19 protein-coding genes are annotated in these 14,315 nt (G+C 37.8%); 3 read left to right on the forward strand and 16 right to left on the reverse strand.

Annotated elements, in window-relative coordinates; translation table 11 throughout:
• Nucleotides 1-113 precede the first annotated feature (113 nt).
• Nucleotides 114-968, reverse strand: coding sequence for a bifunctional methylenetetrahydrofolate dehydrogenase/methenyltetrahydrofolate cyclohydrolase FolD (gene folD / locus AC6BKE_RS21795; RefSeq protein ID WP_058844029.1), 855 nt, complete (start codon nucleotides 966-968; stop codon nucleotides 114-116).
• A 31-nt stretch (nucleotides 969-999) separates the two neighbouring features.
• Entirely contained in the window at nucleotides 1,000-1,383 is a 384-nt protein-coding gene (nusB, locus tag AC6BKE_RS21800) for a transcription antitermination factor NusB (RefSeq protein WP_036122758.1), read from the reverse strand.
• Between the two features lie 422 nt (nucleotides 1,384-1,805).
• Here nusB and AC6BKE_RS21805 point away from each other — a divergent pair, with 422 nt between their 5' ends.
• Nucleotides 1,806-2,666 (forward strand): MerR family transcriptional regulator, encoded by an 861-nt coding sequence (locus tag AC6BKE_RS21805; protein ID WP_499858026.1) that lies wholly within the window; start codon nucleotides 1,806-1,808, stop codon nucleotides 2,664-2,666.
• Between the two features lie 167 nt (nucleotides 2,667-2,833).
• Nucleotides 2,834-4,003 (forward strand): MFS transporter, encoded by a 1,170-nt coding sequence (locus tag AC6BKE_RS21810; RefSeq protein WP_058844027.1) that lies wholly within the window; start codon nucleotides 2,834-2,836, stop codon nucleotides 4,001-4,003.
• 99 nt (nucleotides 4,004-4,102) lie between these two features.
• On the opposite strand, the gene AC6BKE_RS21815 is transcribed toward AC6BKE_RS21810, so the two are convergent.
• Both AC6BKE_RS21815 and AC6BKE_RS21820 read right to left on the reverse strand, forming a co-directional pair.
• Nucleotides 4,103-4,513 (reverse strand): Asp23/Gls24 family envelope stress response protein, encoded by a 411-nt coding sequence (locus AC6BKE_RS21815; RefSeq protein WP_036122753.1) that lies wholly within the window; start codon nucleotides 4,511-4,513, stop codon nucleotides 4,103-4,105.
• 125 nt (nucleotides 4,514-4,638) lie between these two features.
• Nucleotides 4,639-4,965, reverse strand: a complete 327-nt coding sequence (locus AC6BKE_RS21820) for a nucleoside triphosphate pyrophosphohydrolase (protein WP_036122750.1) — start codon at nucleotides 4,963-4,965, stop codon at nucleotides 4,639-4,641.
• Nucleotides 4,966-5,070: 105 nt separating this feature from the next.
• On the opposite strand from AC6BKE_RS21820, the gene AC6BKE_RS21825 reads away from it, so the two are divergent.
• Nucleotides 5,071-5,478 (forward strand): hypothetical protein, encoded by a 408-nt coding sequence (locus tag AC6BKE_RS21825; RefSeq protein WP_338651440.1) that lies wholly within the window; start codon nucleotides 5,071-5,073, stop codon nucleotides 5,476-5,478.
• Nucleotides 5,479-5,611: 133 nt separating this feature from the next.
• On the opposite strand, the gene accC is transcribed toward AC6BKE_RS21825, so the two are convergent.
• The 12 genes from accC to AC6BKE_RS21885 form a co-directional block, all read right to left on the reverse strand.
• Nucleotides 5,612-6,979 carry an acetyl-CoA carboxylase biotin carboxylase subunit gene (accC, locus tag AC6BKE_RS21830; protein WP_089934541.1) on the reverse strand — a complete coding sequence of 456 codons (1,368 nt, stop codon included), beginning with the start codon at nucleotides 6,977-6,979 and terminating at the stop codon, nucleotides 5,612-5,614.
• A 14-nt stretch (nucleotides 6,980-6,993) separates the two neighbouring features.
• Complete coding sequence (gene accB / locus AC6BKE_RS21835) at nucleotides 6,994-7,497, reverse strand: acetyl-CoA carboxylase biotin carboxyl carrier protein (RefSeq protein WP_036116828.1); 504 nt, start codon at nucleotides 7,495-7,497, stop codon at nucleotides 6,994-6,996.
• A 200-nt stretch (nucleotides 7,498-7,697) separates the two neighbouring features.
• Nucleotides 7,698-8,252 (reverse strand): SpoIIIAH-like family protein, encoded by a 555-nt coding sequence (locus tag AC6BKE_RS21840; RefSeq protein ID WP_036116826.1) that lies wholly within the window; start codon nucleotides 8,250-8,252, stop codon nucleotides 7,698-7,700.
• Complete coding sequence (locus AC6BKE_RS21845; protein ID WP_036116824.1) at nucleotides 8,253-8,672, reverse strand: SpoIIIAG-related protein; 420 nt, start codon at nucleotides 8,670-8,672, stop codon at nucleotides 8,253-8,255.
• 207 nt (nucleotides 8,673-8,879) lie between these two features.
• Entirely contained in the window at nucleotides 8,880-9,791 is a 912-nt protein-coding gene (locus AC6BKE_RS21850) for a stage III sporulation protein AE (RefSeq protein WP_036116822.1), read from the reverse strand.
• Between the two features lie 12 nt (nucleotides 9,792-9,803).
• Entirely contained in the window at nucleotides 9,804-10,181 is a 378-nt protein-coding gene (locus tag AC6BKE_RS21855; RefSeq protein WP_036116820.1) for a hypothetical protein, read from the reverse strand.
• Between the two features lie 5 nt (nucleotides 10,182-10,186).
• Nucleotides 10,187-10,396: a hypothetical protein gene (locus tag AC6BKE_RS21860; protein WP_012295089.1), complete on the reverse strand. Its 210-nt coding sequence runs from the start codon at nucleotides 10,394-10,396 to the stop codon at nucleotides 10,187-10,189.
• Between the two features lie 89 nt (nucleotides 10,397-10,485).
• Nucleotides 10,486-11,490, reverse strand: a complete 1,005-nt coding sequence (locus AC6BKE_RS21865; RefSeq protein WP_036116814.1) for an NAD(P)H-dependent flavin oxidoreductase — start codon at nucleotides 11,488-11,490, stop codon at nucleotides 10,486-10,488.
• A 203-nt stretch (nucleotides 11,491-11,693) separates the two neighbouring features.
• Nucleotides 11,694-12,251: an elongation factor P gene (efp, locus tag AC6BKE_RS21870; RefSeq protein WP_036116812.1), complete on the reverse strand. Its 558-nt coding sequence runs from the start codon at nucleotides 12,249-12,251 to the stop codon at nucleotides 11,694-11,696.
• Between the two features lie 17 nt (nucleotides 12,252-12,268).
• Nucleotides 12,269-13,330 carry a M24 family metallopeptidase gene (locus AC6BKE_RS21875; RefSeq protein ID WP_036116810.1) on the reverse strand — a complete coding sequence of 354 codons (1,062 nt, stop codon included), beginning with the start codon at nucleotides 13,328-13,330 and terminating at the stop codon, nucleotides 12,269-12,271.
• A gap of 2 nt (nucleotides 13,331-13,332) precedes the next feature.
• Nucleotides 13,333-13,767 (reverse strand): type II 3-dehydroquinate dehydratase, encoded by a 435-nt coding sequence (aroQ, locus tag AC6BKE_RS21880; protein ID WP_036116808.1) that lies wholly within the window; start codon nucleotides 13,765-13,767, stop codon nucleotides 13,333-13,335.
• A gap of 122 nt (nucleotides 13,768-13,889) precedes the next feature.
• Nucleotides 13,890-14,315, reverse strand: a complete 426-nt coding sequence (locus AC6BKE_RS21885; RefSeq protein WP_036116806.1) for a hypothetical protein — start codon at nucleotides 14,313-14,315, stop codon at nucleotides 13,890-13,892.

A 14,315-nucleotide genomic window follows, 5' to 3' on the forward strand; every position in this document is an offset into this window, starting at 1 on the left:
GTATGTCCCAAACGTTACATTAGACGTCAAAAACAGCATAAAAGTTCTGAATTTACGTCACATAAAAAAGGCATCTCAAAACAATGTTGAGATGCCTTTTTTCGTAAGGTTATTTATTGTGCAAGCTTATTTTCAGCTGCTTGCACAGTGTTGAATAGTAACATAGTGATGGTCATTGGGCCTACGCCGCCTGGTACAGGCGTAATATGAGACGCAATTCCATCCACTTCTACAAAGTTTACGTCACCGCATAATTTATTGTTGTCATCGCGATTAATCCCTACATCAATGACAACAGCCCCTTCTTTCACATGCTCTTTCGTAATAAAGTTCGCACGTCCAACAGCGGCAATTAAAATATCTGCTTGTTTTGTAAATGAAGGCAAATCTGGCGTTTTAGAATGCGTATAGGTCACCGTTGCATCCTTTTGCAATAATAGTTGTCCCATTGGTTTACCAACGATATGACTACGTCCTACGATGACTGCATGTTTTCCAGCGATTTCAATTCCTGAATACTCAAGAAGCTTCATCACGCCAAACGGTGTACAAGGTAAAAATGTTTCTTGGCCAAGCATCATTTTCCCAACACTGACAGGTGAGAAACCGTCGACATCTTTCTCGACAGCTATCGTTGCAATGACTGTATCCTCATCAATATGTTTTGGGAGTGGTAATTGTACTAAAATACCGTGAATATCCTCACGTTGATTTAAACGTTGAATTTGTGCTAATAATTCCTCTTGCGTTGTTTCTTCTGGTAATTTAATGAGTTCTGAGAACATACCAATTGCTTCACAAGATTTTTGTTTATTTCTCACATATGTAGCTGAAGCTTGGTTGTCTCCAACTAATACAACCGCTAAACCAGGTGTTAACCCTCGTTCTTTTAAACGAATGACACGCTCCGCCACAGCATTACGAATTTCTTGACCAATCTCTTTACCATTAATAATTGCACTTGACATAAACCTTCGTTACTCCTTCCAATTCAACACATTATTCTTGTTCTGTAAATTTAGAAAGTACACCATTGACGAATTTAGATGAACTATCTTCGCCAAATGTTTTACATAACTCGATTGCTTCGTTTAGTACTACTCTTTTTGGTGTTTCAGGCATGTATAACAGTTCGTATACAGCTAGGCGTAATACCGTTCTTTCAATTTTGGGTAGACGGGCAAGTGACCACTTTTCAAGATGCTGTTCTAATGTAGCATCGATTTCCTCCAAATGTTCAGCTGTTCCATTCACAATCTTTTCATAGAAGGCATTGGTAGGTTGACCTTTAATATGGCCCATTGCTTCTTCAACTGTTAGATCCGTGTTGTCTAGCTGAAACAAAACTTGCAACGCTTTTTCGCGTGCTTCATGTCGTTTCATGTAAAGCTCTCCTTCTTAAGTGGCATTAAGGTTTATAATAGCATAAAATCGCCCGAGAAACACGATTTCAAGCAAGTTTTCAATAATCTGAAACCTTTTCCAAGGAACTTTTTGCTTCATTTAGCCTTTCATTCAATTGGAGCTCTCTTCTAATCAAATATGGTTATTCAAAAATGAAGGTTTCATTTCCATAATGGTATACTAAAGAAGAAAATAAAAAGAATCTTCAGAGGTGTTGACAATGCAATATGAGGCTGTATGCACGAGCTGTAAAAAACCATTTAAATTGATGGAAGGTGAGGAGCAATATAAACAAATGAAGGAACGAAAATCTCGCCTATTTTACTGCGAGGATTGCAAGCATAAAATTCGATTTGATGCCATTCGAAACTTCTTTAGCTATTACTAGTGGAGGCCATTTTATGAAGGAACATTATTATACCATTGGTGAGGTTGCCAAACTTTCAAATTTATCGATTCAGACGTTACGTTACTATGATCAAATTGATTTATTTAAGCCTGCTTATACTGATCCCTACACCCATTACCGTTATTATAAAGGCAATCAGCTTTTCTATTTAGACATTATCAAATCGCTTAAATATATCGGCGTTACGCTCGAAGATATAAAAAAAGCACTGACATTAACTTCAGAAGAATTGCTTGCTTTTTTAGCACAGCAAGAGCTACGTATAAACGAAAAGATTTCACGTTTAAACGAAGCCAAAAATACGTTACTGAAAACGAAAAAACAATTACAGGAGCAAATTGATATCCCGATTTTTGGTGAGGTCTATATGCAGATAGAAGAAGCTATGCCCGTTCTGCAAGTGACAACAACTGAATTAACACCAACATCGAGCACGAGTACATATTATGCAACATTAACTAAAATCATCGAAAAGGAAGGCAGTGTCTTAAATAGTCGATATGGTTGTACATATCCTCTTGTGCCCTATAAAGAGGTCAATGATATTATTTATGATGCTGTCTTCACTCCTCTTTTAACAGAGCGCACATTTTCGAAGCTTTCACCCAATGTACAGCAAACCATCATCCCTGCTGGTAAGTATGTATGCATTGCCTTTATTTATGACCCCGATACTTATTTTTCGTTCTATGAAAAATTGAGAAATTATGTGTTGGCACAGCAAGAAATTTTTGAATCACAAGTGTATGAGCTATATATGCCAGCAACTCTAACGATGGAGAAAGAAAAGAAATTTATTGTAGAATTAAAGATTAGGCAAAAACAAGAAACAATGATTTCTGCGAAAAAGTAGCTACGGATTCGTATAACTCCTCATGAAAACTTCCAAACTAATAAAAACTTTTAAAAATGAAAACAAATCTTTTGACCCTATAGTTACTATAGGGTTTATCGTATTACATGGAAATAATCTAGTAGATTTAATACAAATGTATCGTGAACAAATAGAAGGAGTACTTTATGAGCAAGAAACAAAATATAACTTTAGCCATTTTACTGTCTAATCTTTTCATTGCCTTTTTAGGGATTGGCTTAGTCATCCCTGTTTTACCAACGATTATGAATGAGCTTCATATTTCGGGCTCTGTCGTTGGTTATATGGTGGCAGCCTTTGCTATCACACAATTAATCGCATCACCAATTGCTGGTAAGCTTGTCGATAATATTGGCCGCAAAATTATGATTGTTGCAGGTCTTTTTATTTTTGGACTTTCAGAGTTTTTATTCGGCTTTGGTCGTTCAGTTGAAATCCTCTTTGTTTCCCGTATGCTAGGTGGCGTGAGTGCAGCTTTCATTATGCCAGCCGTAACTGCCTATATTGCCGATATTACAACATTGGCACAGCGTCCAAAAGCACTTGGTTATATGAGTGCAGCCATCAGCACAGGGTTTATTATCGGTCCTGGCATCGGTGGTTTTTTAGCTGAATATGGTACACGTGTACCATTTTATGCAGCTGGGGTACTTGGTCTGTTCGCGGCTATCCTGTCATTTATGTTTTTAAAAGAACCGACACGTGCTACAGACAATGAAGAATCGGCACCATCTATTGTTGGTAGTGTCAAGCGAGTTTTTAGCCCGCTCTACTTCATTCCATTCATTCTTATTTTCGTTCTGTCATTTGGCCTCGCTGCATTCGAATCGCTATTTAGCTTATTCGTCGATCACAAATTTGCGTTCACACCATCTGATATCGCCATTATCATTACAGGAAGTGGTATTGTAGGTGCCTTGGCTCAATTAATACTATTTGATTGGCTGACAAAGAAAATGGGCGAAATTAATGTTATTCGTTACTCACTAATCCTTTCAGCAGTTTTAACATTCGCCATGACGATAGTGAATCATTATTTTGCCATCTTATTTGTTACATTCTTTATTTTCGTAGGCTTCGATTTAATTCGTCCTGCAGTTACTTCCTATTTATCAAAAATCGCTGGAAATGAACAAGGATTTGTTGGTGGAATGAACTCTATGTTTACAAGTCTTGGTAATATTTTCGGCCCTATCTTAGGTGGTATATTGTTCGATGTGAACCTGAACTATCCATACTATTTTGCCACAATCGTCTTAGTGCTTGGCGTCATTCTTGCATTATTCTGGAGAAAGCCAAAGCATATCGAATTATAAAAATGAACGATACACATCTATACAAATGAATCCTAGAGAATCCTCCTAAAAAAGGATTGCCCTTGCGATGAACAAATCATCGTTGGGCAATCCTTCTTTTTATTCATGTACTACTGTTTCTTCTTTTTCGAAATGAATTCCTGTAATATGCACATTCACTTCTGCTGTTTCTAGTGCTGTCATATTCAAAATAGCTTGTCGTATTTGGGTTTGAACTTCCTTCGCTACCTTAGGAATGGCATATCCATATTTCACAGAGCAAAATACATCAATAGCAATTTCACCAGTTTCCGTTACACCTGATTTAATGCCTTTATTGTGTACTTTTTTACCGAAACGTTCAGCGACACCCGTCGCAATATTTCCACGAGTTGCAGCAATGCCTTCAACTTCATTGACAGCAATCCCAGCTACAACTTCGATCACCTCTGCTGCTACCTCAATTTTTCCAAGCTCTTCTTTTCCAGAAGGTGTTGGTTGTACGAAAGATTGTCCTACTTTCTCTGCCATACAAATATCATCCTTTCCCTTACACATCACAAACAAGTGCTGTACTTACGTTCATTATACTATAAAAAGGAAGGTTTGGCTGTCGAAAGCCGTTTTAATTTATCGATAGAATCGTTGAATTGGAATTATTGATCCTCGACATCTATTAGGTAAACCCCATTTTCAAATCCACCACGTATTATTTTCTTATACTCACGAGTCGCATCTAGCTCTTCATAGCTTACACCTAACACTCTTATGGCTGCATGAATAAGCTCAAGTATATCCGCTAGCTCCTCCATATTTGCTTGTCTATCTTTTGCGTCATGAAATTCTGATGCTTCTTCTATCATCTTAGCTTTTATTGCATTCAATAGCTCATTAGATTCTAGGGCTCGCGCATGATAAGATAAACCCTTCGCTTGAATAATGTCTAAAATCTTATCTCTTACAAGCTTATTGTATACAGGCATCTATTGATTAACTCCCATTCATCCAAAAGTTTTGTACTATCACCAACTTCTATTATATAGTATCATTTCTATAATATAGAAATAGTTTCAGAATAGAGGTGTAGGATGTTACGAAAATGGTTGTTGGGTATTGGGGCGGCTGTCATTATTTTTACAATGCTTATTTTATTATTAGGAAATAGAGCTACTGAAGATACCTTGCTCGCAAAAAATATAATGGAGCAAGCTAATGGTGGCTCAAAAATCGTTTCACTAAATCAATTGACTACTTTTGATTGGGAAAAAGCACAAGTTTATGGACCTTATACAACGAGAGATGCTATTGAAGTAACAATGGACATTCAGTTTAAAGGTAGCACCAGTGGAATAGATGTCCGAGAAGATATTTTTCTACTTGTATTTGCTAAAGAAGGTCATGCTATAAAGACAGCCGTGCTTTACAGAAAAGTTGGAGACTATACAACTAAGGGTGGTATGCTAACACCTGAGAACGACCTTCTATATATTGAATAGCAGTCATTCTAAATTAGTAGGAGCTGCTAAAAGGTTCTCTTGTTGTTAATGCTATTTGTTTTATTAAAATTTAATGGAAATATAAAAAACCTCCTAACTAATAAAAGTTAGAAGGTTTTAAAATTGCGAACGCTTACTTTGCTTTTTCTGCTACACCCAATACATCATTCTCTTCAAGGAACTTCGTATTGAATTGTGCTGATTTGAAGACGTCATTGTTCATTAGCGCTTGGTGGAATGGGATGGTTGTATTGATCCCAGGACCAGATACTTCGAATTCACTTAGCGCGCGGTTCATTTTCGCAATCGCTTCTTCACGTGTATCCGCATGAACAATAAGTTTTGCTACCATTGAATCATAATATGGTGGGATTGTATAGCCTGCATAGACAGCAGAATCAATACGTACACCATAGCCGCCTGGCGTTACATACGTATCTACCGTTCCTGCTGATGGCATGAAGTTTTTATAGGCATTTTCTGCGTTAATACGGCATTCAATAGCCCAACCATTTAATTGAATATCATCTTGTGTGAATGGAAGCTTCTCACCAGATGCGATTTTTAATTGTTGTTGTACAAGATCTACACCAGAAATCATTTCTGTAACTGGGTGCTCCACTTGAATACGAGTATTCATTTCCATGAAGTAGAACTTGTCTTCTTGATAATCATAAATGAATTCGATTGTACCGGCACCTTCGTAGTTACATGCTTGTGCCGCTTTTACTGCCGCAGCACCCATTTCAGCACGACGCTCAGAAGATAGTGCTGGAGATGGAGCTTCCTCGACTAGTTTCTGCATACGACGTTGAACGGTACAGTCACGTTCGCCTAAATGCACTACATTGCCATAGCCATCTGCTAAAACTTGGATTTCACAGTGACGGAAATACTCGATGAATTTCTCTAAATATACGCCAGGGTTGCCGAATGCAGCAGCTGCCTCTTTTTGCGTAATATCAATACCTTTTACAAGGTCTTCTTCTGTACGAGCTACACGGATTCCTTTACCACCACCACCAGCAGTTGCTTTAATGATGACAGGATAACCAATTTGAGCAGCCCATTCTTTACCTGTTTCGATATCTGGCACAATACCAGTGCCAGGAACAAGTGGAACGCCTGCTGCTTCCATTGTTGTACGTGCAACGTCCTTGATACCCATAATTTTAATTGAATCAGAGGATGGACCGATAAATTTAATGCCAGCGTTTTCACAAGCTTCAGCAAAATCAGCGTTTTCCGATACGAAGCCATATCCTGGGTGGATACCGTCTGCACCTGTTTTTTCGGCAACACTAAGCAGCGCTGGGAAGCTAAGATAAGAATCTTTTGATAGCTTTGGTCCGATGCAATAAGCTTCATCTGCTAATTTCACATGTAATGCGTCCGCATCTGCTTCAGAGTAGACAGCAACCGATTGAATGCCTAACTCTTTACAAGCACGAATAATACGCACAGCGATTTCGCCGCGGTTTGCAATTAAAACTTTTTTCATTTGTTTTGCACTCCTTACTCAGCTTTTACAAGGAATAGTGGTTGGCCGTATTCTACTAAGTCGCCATCTTTCACAAGAACTTCAACGATTTCCCCTTGCACTTCTGCTTCGATTTCGTTGAATAATTTCATTGCTTCTACGATACATACGATTGTTTCATTTCCTACTTTATCACCTGGTTTTACGTAAACTGGTGAATCTGGGTTTGGTGCTTGATAGAAAGTACCGACCATCGGAGATACAATTTTATGTAACGAAGGGTCGTTAGTTGCTGATGTAGCTGCAGCTGGAGCTTCTTCCACTTTAGCTGGTGCAGGTGTTACTGCTGGAGCTTCTGCTGGTGCAGATTGTTGTACAACAGGGGCTACTACTTCTTTTTTAGGTGCTACAGTTTCTGTAACAATAACATTATTCTTTTTTAGTTTTACTTTTGCGCCATCTACTTCGTACACAAACTCGTCAATTGAAGAAGAATCTACTAATTTAATAATTTCACGAATTTCTTGAATTTTGAACATTTCTAACTCTCCTTATGAAATAAAATCTACTACAATAACTATTCTATATTTTTTCGTATCAATTTGAAATAGTTAAATGAAAATTAAGTAAATATGAACAAAATAAAAGGCTTTCCTTTACTAAACGAAAGCCTTTTCATAACGCTGATATATAACAACTATTTTTAAATTAACTAAATATTTATTTTTTTCTATATTTTTTAATAATTATTTGCACTAAACTTTACTTGCACATCATTTGCGCCTTCCATCTCTGTTTTCACCAAGTAAATAATTTCGTTTGCTTGTGCTTTTGACAATTCTTCAGCCATCACTGTAACAGAAACTTTTTCTCCTTCAGCGCGAACAAACGCATCTGAATAACCTAATGATTTAACAAGCATTTCAAGCATTGCTTCTGCTGATTCACGTTTAATCAGACCATCCATTTCATTAAATGCCTCATTTTTTTCTTCAGCAGAGGATTCCTCTGCAGCAATTTTTTGCGTTAACTGTTCACGTAGCTGACTTCTCTCATCACTTACCTGCATACGCATTTCTTCAAATAAGTGACTCGGTGAAGATACTTCTTGTGTGATATCATTTGTCGCTTCTTTATCTGTAACGCCTGTGACAGCTGTCTGTTGTAGTGTATCATCTGTAAAAATAGTTAGACCATTGAACTGTTTTGCTGGATCAACCAAATAATACACTGAAATGACTGCTACTAAACTTAATAATGTCATAAACCAAACTGTTCTTCTACGTACGCGCATTTACTTTTCCTCCTTATTTTCCATCGGAACGATTATGATTCGATGAATCGGTAACTGCATCACTTGACTGACGACTGCACGAATTTCATTTTTCACAAAGATATCGGATGCACCTTCTGAAACAACTAGCATTCCTGTTACGTTTTTCGCGCTTTGCTCAGTCCCTCGAAAATATTGGCTGAATAGTTTATTGGCCTCTTGGTCATTTGTCATCTCTCCATAATAAAAATAGACTTTAACCTCCCCAACACCTTGCATTGACTTCAAAGTTTGTTCAAGTTTTTCTTCATTGGTGAGTGGTGAACCTTTGTCGCTTGTTGAATTCGTCTGATACATAGGTAAAATGATGAATATTCCCATGGAGGCAGCTATCAAAATTAAAACCATCAATGACGTTGTTTTTTTTCGTGTCTTTTCCACATCACTTGTACATTGCCTCCCTTCATCTTCTCTTTTTCAAGTGTATGTACGCTTGTTTCTTCCTATGAATTGATAAATGGAATCTTTAATAGCAATTGCAAAAATACTAACGTGATGACCAATTTTGTTAGTGAAATTATTTCCTTATCATCCGTTAGAAACACAAATATCTGACATACAAAGAGCAATGCCAATAAAAGAATCAATCTATCTCCCCCCTGCCATCACTTGTACGAATACAATGAGGAAAAAACAAGAAAACATAAATGAAAAAGCAATGAGAAATGATACAGCACATAATGTAAATAGCGATTTACTAATTTGTTCTAGTAGTCTACAAATATCATCAAAGGCGATTGGTTCTAAAATAGCCGCCAACAATTTTAATGAATAAGCACTGACAACGAGCTGTACGGTTGGGATAAAGGACACTGTAATGACGGCGATAAAGGCACTAATACTAGTAAGTGAAGATGTAAATTGTGTCATATGCTGAAACATTGAAAAGCTGTCTACAATAAAAGACCCAACAACTGGAATATTTTCCTCAATTAATTTTTTGACGGGTTCCGCTACAGCAGCATTGACACTAAATGCTGCCACACCGCCTGCAGTCATCAACAGAATATAGCAAATAACGGAGGCAGAAACGATACTCATAATCGTAAAACGAATCAACTCAGCGATTCGTGTAAAAGAAATTTCCTTGACTATGACACTGCACACATCAAAGACAATGGCTAAAAGCACACCTGGAATAAGCCACTTACTACTAATAATGGTCAGGACTTGTACAAAAAACAGTAAAAAAGGCTGCCAGGAAGCAATCGCTGTAATACTACTTGATAGAAGAAAGCTTGAAGTTAAAATGGGATAAAATGCTGTAAATAGATGGGCTAGTCCTTGTGCAATTTCATCAATTAATGTAAAAGACTTAACTACAACTGGACCAATCGTTGCTAAAACAATCAGAAAAAAGAGTATCCTTGTCCCTTTTTCAAATTCTGGTAATACCATGTTCACAATCAAAACAATGATGACGTAGCTGCAAAGCATGAGCGTCATCTTTAGCAAGAGAAAGAATGGGTCGATTAAAAACGATAGTATTTGCTCCTGCAATGGCTTCGCTCCTTAGTTTAGCCTTTTTAAAATGGCCGACACCTCCTGTAAAACAGCCAAAAATTCTTTGAACCAATACAACAAAATCACGATTTTTACTGCAGCAAAAACGATGTTCCCGAGCACCTTATAATTATGTTCTGCCAGCAGTAAAGACATCCACTGCCCGACATAGAACATACTTGCACTGATTAAAATAGCTTTCGCATAAGGTAAAAAGGCAAGTGTTTCTAACAGCTGTTTGACGAAAGGCATTAAAAGTGTCGAGAACAACATGCCAAAAAGCAAGAACGAAAACATCACACTTATTAGCGCATGGAGTGGCTGTATAACTTCTTTTATCAGCAATAATAAAAGCAGCATGACAACAGCAACAATCACAATTTCCATTTACATTACCCGGAAGATGTAAGCCATTGGAAGAATGTTAAAATCTCATTAAAAAATAGACGTAAAAATCGAAGTAATTCTGCTGTCATATATAAGTAGGCAATGAAAAAGAGGAAAAATGAAAACTCCTTCTTCCCTGTTTGATCAAAGAAAACATGAAGAAGCGCAACGACTAGTCCCACTCCAGCAACTCTTAATACGTCTTGTAATTCCATTCCTACGCCCCCTCGTGTACAGCAATATATGTCGCTCTACCAAAAAAAAGACCTCTATACATATGTATAGAGATCTTTATTGATAAAATTTATAGAAGCTTTTCTACAATGCTTCTGACAGTGCCAGTTTGCTGTACGAGATAACTCTTTTCGCCCATCCACATCGATAAATATTCCGCATTACCTTGCTCGGCACTTTCTTTACGAATGGTAGTCGTTAAATAGTTTTGTAATGGATAAGGAGCTACTATCGCATCTTTCATACGTTTTGTAAAATCATTCATTAAGCCTCTTGCTGGTTTACCCGTAAAGGCGAGCGTAATCGTTGTTTGCTGTTCTTTCGAAGCTAACACAGCATTTTTATAAAGTGGCGAAATTTCGCATTCATCTGCCACTAGTAACGCTGTACCAATTTGAACAGCCTGTGCCCCGCCCTTTAATGCCCTTTGAATATCCTCTTTCGTCACAAGTCCACCTGCTGCGATAATAGGAATCGCAATTTGTCCAGCTACTTGTTGTAGTAAATCATATAACGGTATTAATTGCAGTGGGGCCGAAAAGGAGCCTCGATGACCGCCAGCCTCTCCTCCTTGTAGTACAACTGCATCCATTCCTGCTTGTTCTACTAGTATAGCTTCCTCTACTGTCGTAGCGGTACCAACCGTATAAATACCATTGTCTTTTAATTGCTGTAGAACCTCTGGAGAGGGCAACCCAAATGTAAATGAACAAATTGCTACCTGTTCCTCGATCACCGCCTGAATTTGACCTGCAAACACTTCCTTCGAAACAACACTTTGTACAGGTGATAATCCTAGTTCATCGTAAAAAGGTTGTAGTGCCATACGGGCTTGTTGTAAAACCTCGATATCAATTTTTGGTTCTTCTTGAACAAACAGATTGACCGCAAAGGGCTTTGCTGTTAACTTCTTTACTTCCTGAATAAATTGCTTTGTTTGTGCACCATCTAAGTAGCCCGCTCCTATTGAGCCTAATAGCCCAGCCTCAGCGCAAGCCGCCACAAATTTCGGGGATGTCACGCCTGCCATTGGTGCTTGAATAATGGGATATGTCATATCAAATGTTTGTAGCATACCTTTCACTCCTTACGATTATTGTAAACAATTCTCCCAGCAATGACCATCTATCTGATGATAGAATCTTGATGGACTCTTAGTAAAAAAGAGTACGTGCTTCTATCTATTATCACATTAAATGAAATGTTTGGCAGGATATGTATAAGAAAAAAATAAAAACCTACCCTTTTTTTAAAGAGTAGGTTGGCTATTATTAATTATTAAGCACGAGAAACGTAAGAGCCTTCTTCTGTGTTAACGATTAAAACATCACCTTGGTTAACGAAGAAAGGTACTTGTACGATTAGACCTGTTTCAAGTGTAGCAGGTTTTGTACCGCCTGAAGCTGTATCTCCTTTGATCCCTGGTTCTGTTTCTGTAACTTCTAATTGAACAGTATTTGGTAATTCAATACCTAACATTTCACCTTGGTAAGATTGAATATGCACTTCCATATTTTCTTTTAGGAATTTTAATTCATATTCAATAGCAGCTGAAGCAAGTTCAGTTTGCTCGTAAGATTCTAAGTCCATGAATACATGCTCGTCGCCTTGTGCATATAGGTATTGCATTTTACGGTTATCAATTTGTGCTTTCTCTACTTTTTCACCAGCACGGAATGTTTTTTCATTCACTGAGCCGTTACGTAGGTTACGTAATTTAGAACGCACGAACGCAGCACCTTTACCTGGTTTAACGTGTTGGAAATCTAACACGCGGTATAATTGGCCATCAACAATAATTGTTAGACCTGTACGGAAATCGTTTACTGAAATCATTTGTGTTCCTCCAAAGTTTATAAAATAATGAGTTCTTTTGACGAATGTGTTAGTAGTTCATTACCCGTTTCAGTGATTAAAATATCATCCTCGATACGGACACCACCGATTCCTGGTAAGTAAACACCAGGTTCAATCGTCACGGCCATACCTGGCTCTAGCACTGTCTCTGAACGCATCGATAAGCCAGGGCCTTCATGTACTTCAAGACCAATACCATGTCCTAAAGAATGACCAAATGCGTCGCCATATCCTTTTTCTTTTAAGTAGTCACGTGCAATCGCATCCGCTTGAATACCTGTTAATCCAGGACCCACTTTTTCAAGTGCTAACAGTTGAGAAGCAAGGACTGCATTGTACATATCTACTAATTTTTCAGATGGTTCTCCAACAGCCACAGTACGTGTGATATCCGAAATATAGCCATTATATAGCGCACCAAAGTCTAAAGTAACAAAGTCGCCTTTTTCAATCACTTTATTCGTTGCAACGCCATGTGGTAATGCTGAACGAAGACCAGACGCAACAATTATGTCAAATGAAGACTGAGTTGCTCCTTGTTTACGCATGAAAAATTCTAATTCATTCGAAACCTCAAGCTCTGTTTTACCAGGCTTGATGAAGCCTAAAATATGTGTAAATGCGTGATCTGCAATTTCACACGCAGCCTTAATAATATTAATCTCTTGTTCCGTCTTAATCAAGCGAATTTTTTCAATTAGCCCAGAAATCGGCACTAAATCTGCTTGAATGTTTGATTTATACAGTTCATATGTGCCATAACTTACAGTATCTTTCTCAAAGCCCAATAATTTGATGCCCATATTGCTTACTTGTGTAGCAATTTCTTCAATGATTGTTGCTTCATGTTTGACAATGCGGAAGTCCTGAATTTGTGCAGCAGCCTGCTCTGTATAACGGAAATCTGTAATAAACACAGCATCATTTTGAGACACAATTGCTACGCCTGCTGTCCCTGTAAAACCAGTCATATAACGTCGGTTATACCCATTTGTGATTAAAATGCCATCGATGCTTTGTTCTTGAAGTGCTTTACGTAGCTTTTGTAATTTCAACATAATCAATTCTCCCTCTCAATAAATGTACGTAGTGCCAGTTCATAGCCTTTCGTACCTAGTCCACAAATTTGACCAAGGCAGGCCGGAGCAAGATAAGAATGATGACGGAAAGCCTCACGTTTGTGGATATTGGAAATATGTACTTCGATAACCGGCACAGAAATTCCTGCAATCGCATCATGTAACGCGATGCTCGTATGGGTATACGCACCGGGATTAAAGATAATACCATCATATTTTTCGTCCTCTGCTTCATGCACCCAATCTACTAGTACCCCTTCGTGATTGGATTGACGAAATTCAACCGTAGCACCTAAAGAAGCCGCAAGATTTCGAACATTTTCTCTAACATCATCCAATGTTTCATATCCATAAATATGTGGCTCTCGTTTGCCAAGTCGATTTAAGTTCGGTCCATTCAAACATAATAACTTCACGCTTCTATTCGCCTCTTTCTATGTACTTGCCATTTATTTTATCATACACCGTGCATTCAGCAACTAATTTCAATTGATGGTTTCATAAATATCCCCTCAAACAAAGGGGATATTTTGTATCATTAACTTCCTTTTTGTGCTGTATGCTCCTTCTGATGAAAATTGGCCGTTTCCAACAAGAAACGTAATAGACAGACAACAATCACTATAAATGGAATGGACAGTTTTTTAAAGGACGTCAGTTGTAATGGTAGATCTAAAGCAATCCACTCCAATGTAATAGTCACAAGAAGACCTAGCAGCAGTGACGAAAAGAAAGCTGGAATGATATAGACATAGCGCATGGTCATATATAAAAATAAGCCGATGATAAACAGCAGAAAGATAAAGAAGGTCCATTGAAATAATTTAGAGCTATCTTCAAACCAATTCCACTTTTTATAAAACCCAATCGGATGCCATTTAATAAGATGGAAATAATGTAAACCCTTTAAGCACAGCGCTAAAACAAGCGCATTTACAAGTGCGGTAATCGTCGCTACTTTCAT

It is taken from the genome of Lysinibacillus sp. COL-1 (assembly GCF_059814265.1).

Coding starts and splice junctions, on each gene's coding strand:
- folD (WP_058844029.1), bottom strand. CDS start 968: ATGTCAAGTGCAATTATTAATGGTAAAGAGATTGGTCAAGAAATTCGT.
- nusB (WP_036122758.1), bottom strand. CDS start 1,383: ATGAAACGACATGAAGCACGCGAAAAAGCGTTGCAAGTTTTGTTTCAG.
- AC6BKE_RS21805 (WP_499858026.1), top strand. CDS start 1,806: ATGAAGGAACATTATTATACCATTGGTGAGGTTGCCAAACTTTCAAAT.
- AC6BKE_RS21810 (WP_058844027.1), top strand. CDS start 2,834: ATGAGCAAGAAACAAAATATAACTTTAGCCATTTTACTGTCTAATCTT.
- AC6BKE_RS21815 (WP_036122753.1), bottom strand. CDS start 4,513: ATGGCAGAGAAAGTAGGACAATCTTTCGTACAACCAACACCTTCTGGA.
- AC6BKE_RS21820 (WP_036122750.1), bottom strand. CDS start 4,965: ATGCCTGTATACAATAAGCTTGTAAGAGATAAGATTTTAGACATTATT.
- AC6BKE_RS21825 (WP_338651440.1), top strand. CDS start 5,071: ATGTTACGAAAATGGTTGTTGGGTATTGGGGCGGCTGTCATTATTTTT.
- accC (WP_089934541.1), bottom strand. CDS start 6,979: ATGAAAAAAGTTTTAATTGCAAACCGCGGCGAAATCGCTGTGCGTATT.
- accB (WP_036116828.1), bottom strand. CDS start 7,497: ATGTTCAAAATTCAAGAAATTCGTGAAATTATTAAATTAGTAGATTCT.
- AC6BKE_RS21840 (WP_036116826.1), bottom strand. CDS start 8,252: ATGCGCGTACGTAGAAGAACAGTTTGGTTTATGACATTATTAAGTTTA.
- AC6BKE_RS21855 (WP_036116820.1), bottom strand. CDS start 10,181: ATGGAAATTGTGATTGTTGCTGTTGTCATGCTGCTTTTATTATTGCTG.
- AC6BKE_RS21860 (WP_012295089.1), bottom strand. CDS start 10,396: ATGGAATTACAAGACGTATTAAGAGTTGCTGGAGTGGGACTAGTCGTT.
- AC6BKE_RS21865 (WP_036116814.1), bottom strand. CDS start 11,490: ATGCTACAAACATTTGATATGACATATCCCATTATTCAAGCACCAATG.
- efp (WP_036116812.1), bottom strand. CDS start 12,251: ATGATTTCAGTAAACGATTTCCGTACAGGTCTAACAATTATTGTTGAT.
- AC6BKE_RS21875 (WP_036116810.1), bottom strand. CDS start 13,330: ATGTTGAAATTACAAAAGCTACGTAAAGCACTTCAAGAACAAAGCATC.
- AC6BKE_RS21885 (WP_036116806.1), bottom strand. CDS start 14,315: ATGAAAGTAGCGACGATTACCGCACTTGTAAATGCGCTTGTTTTAGCG.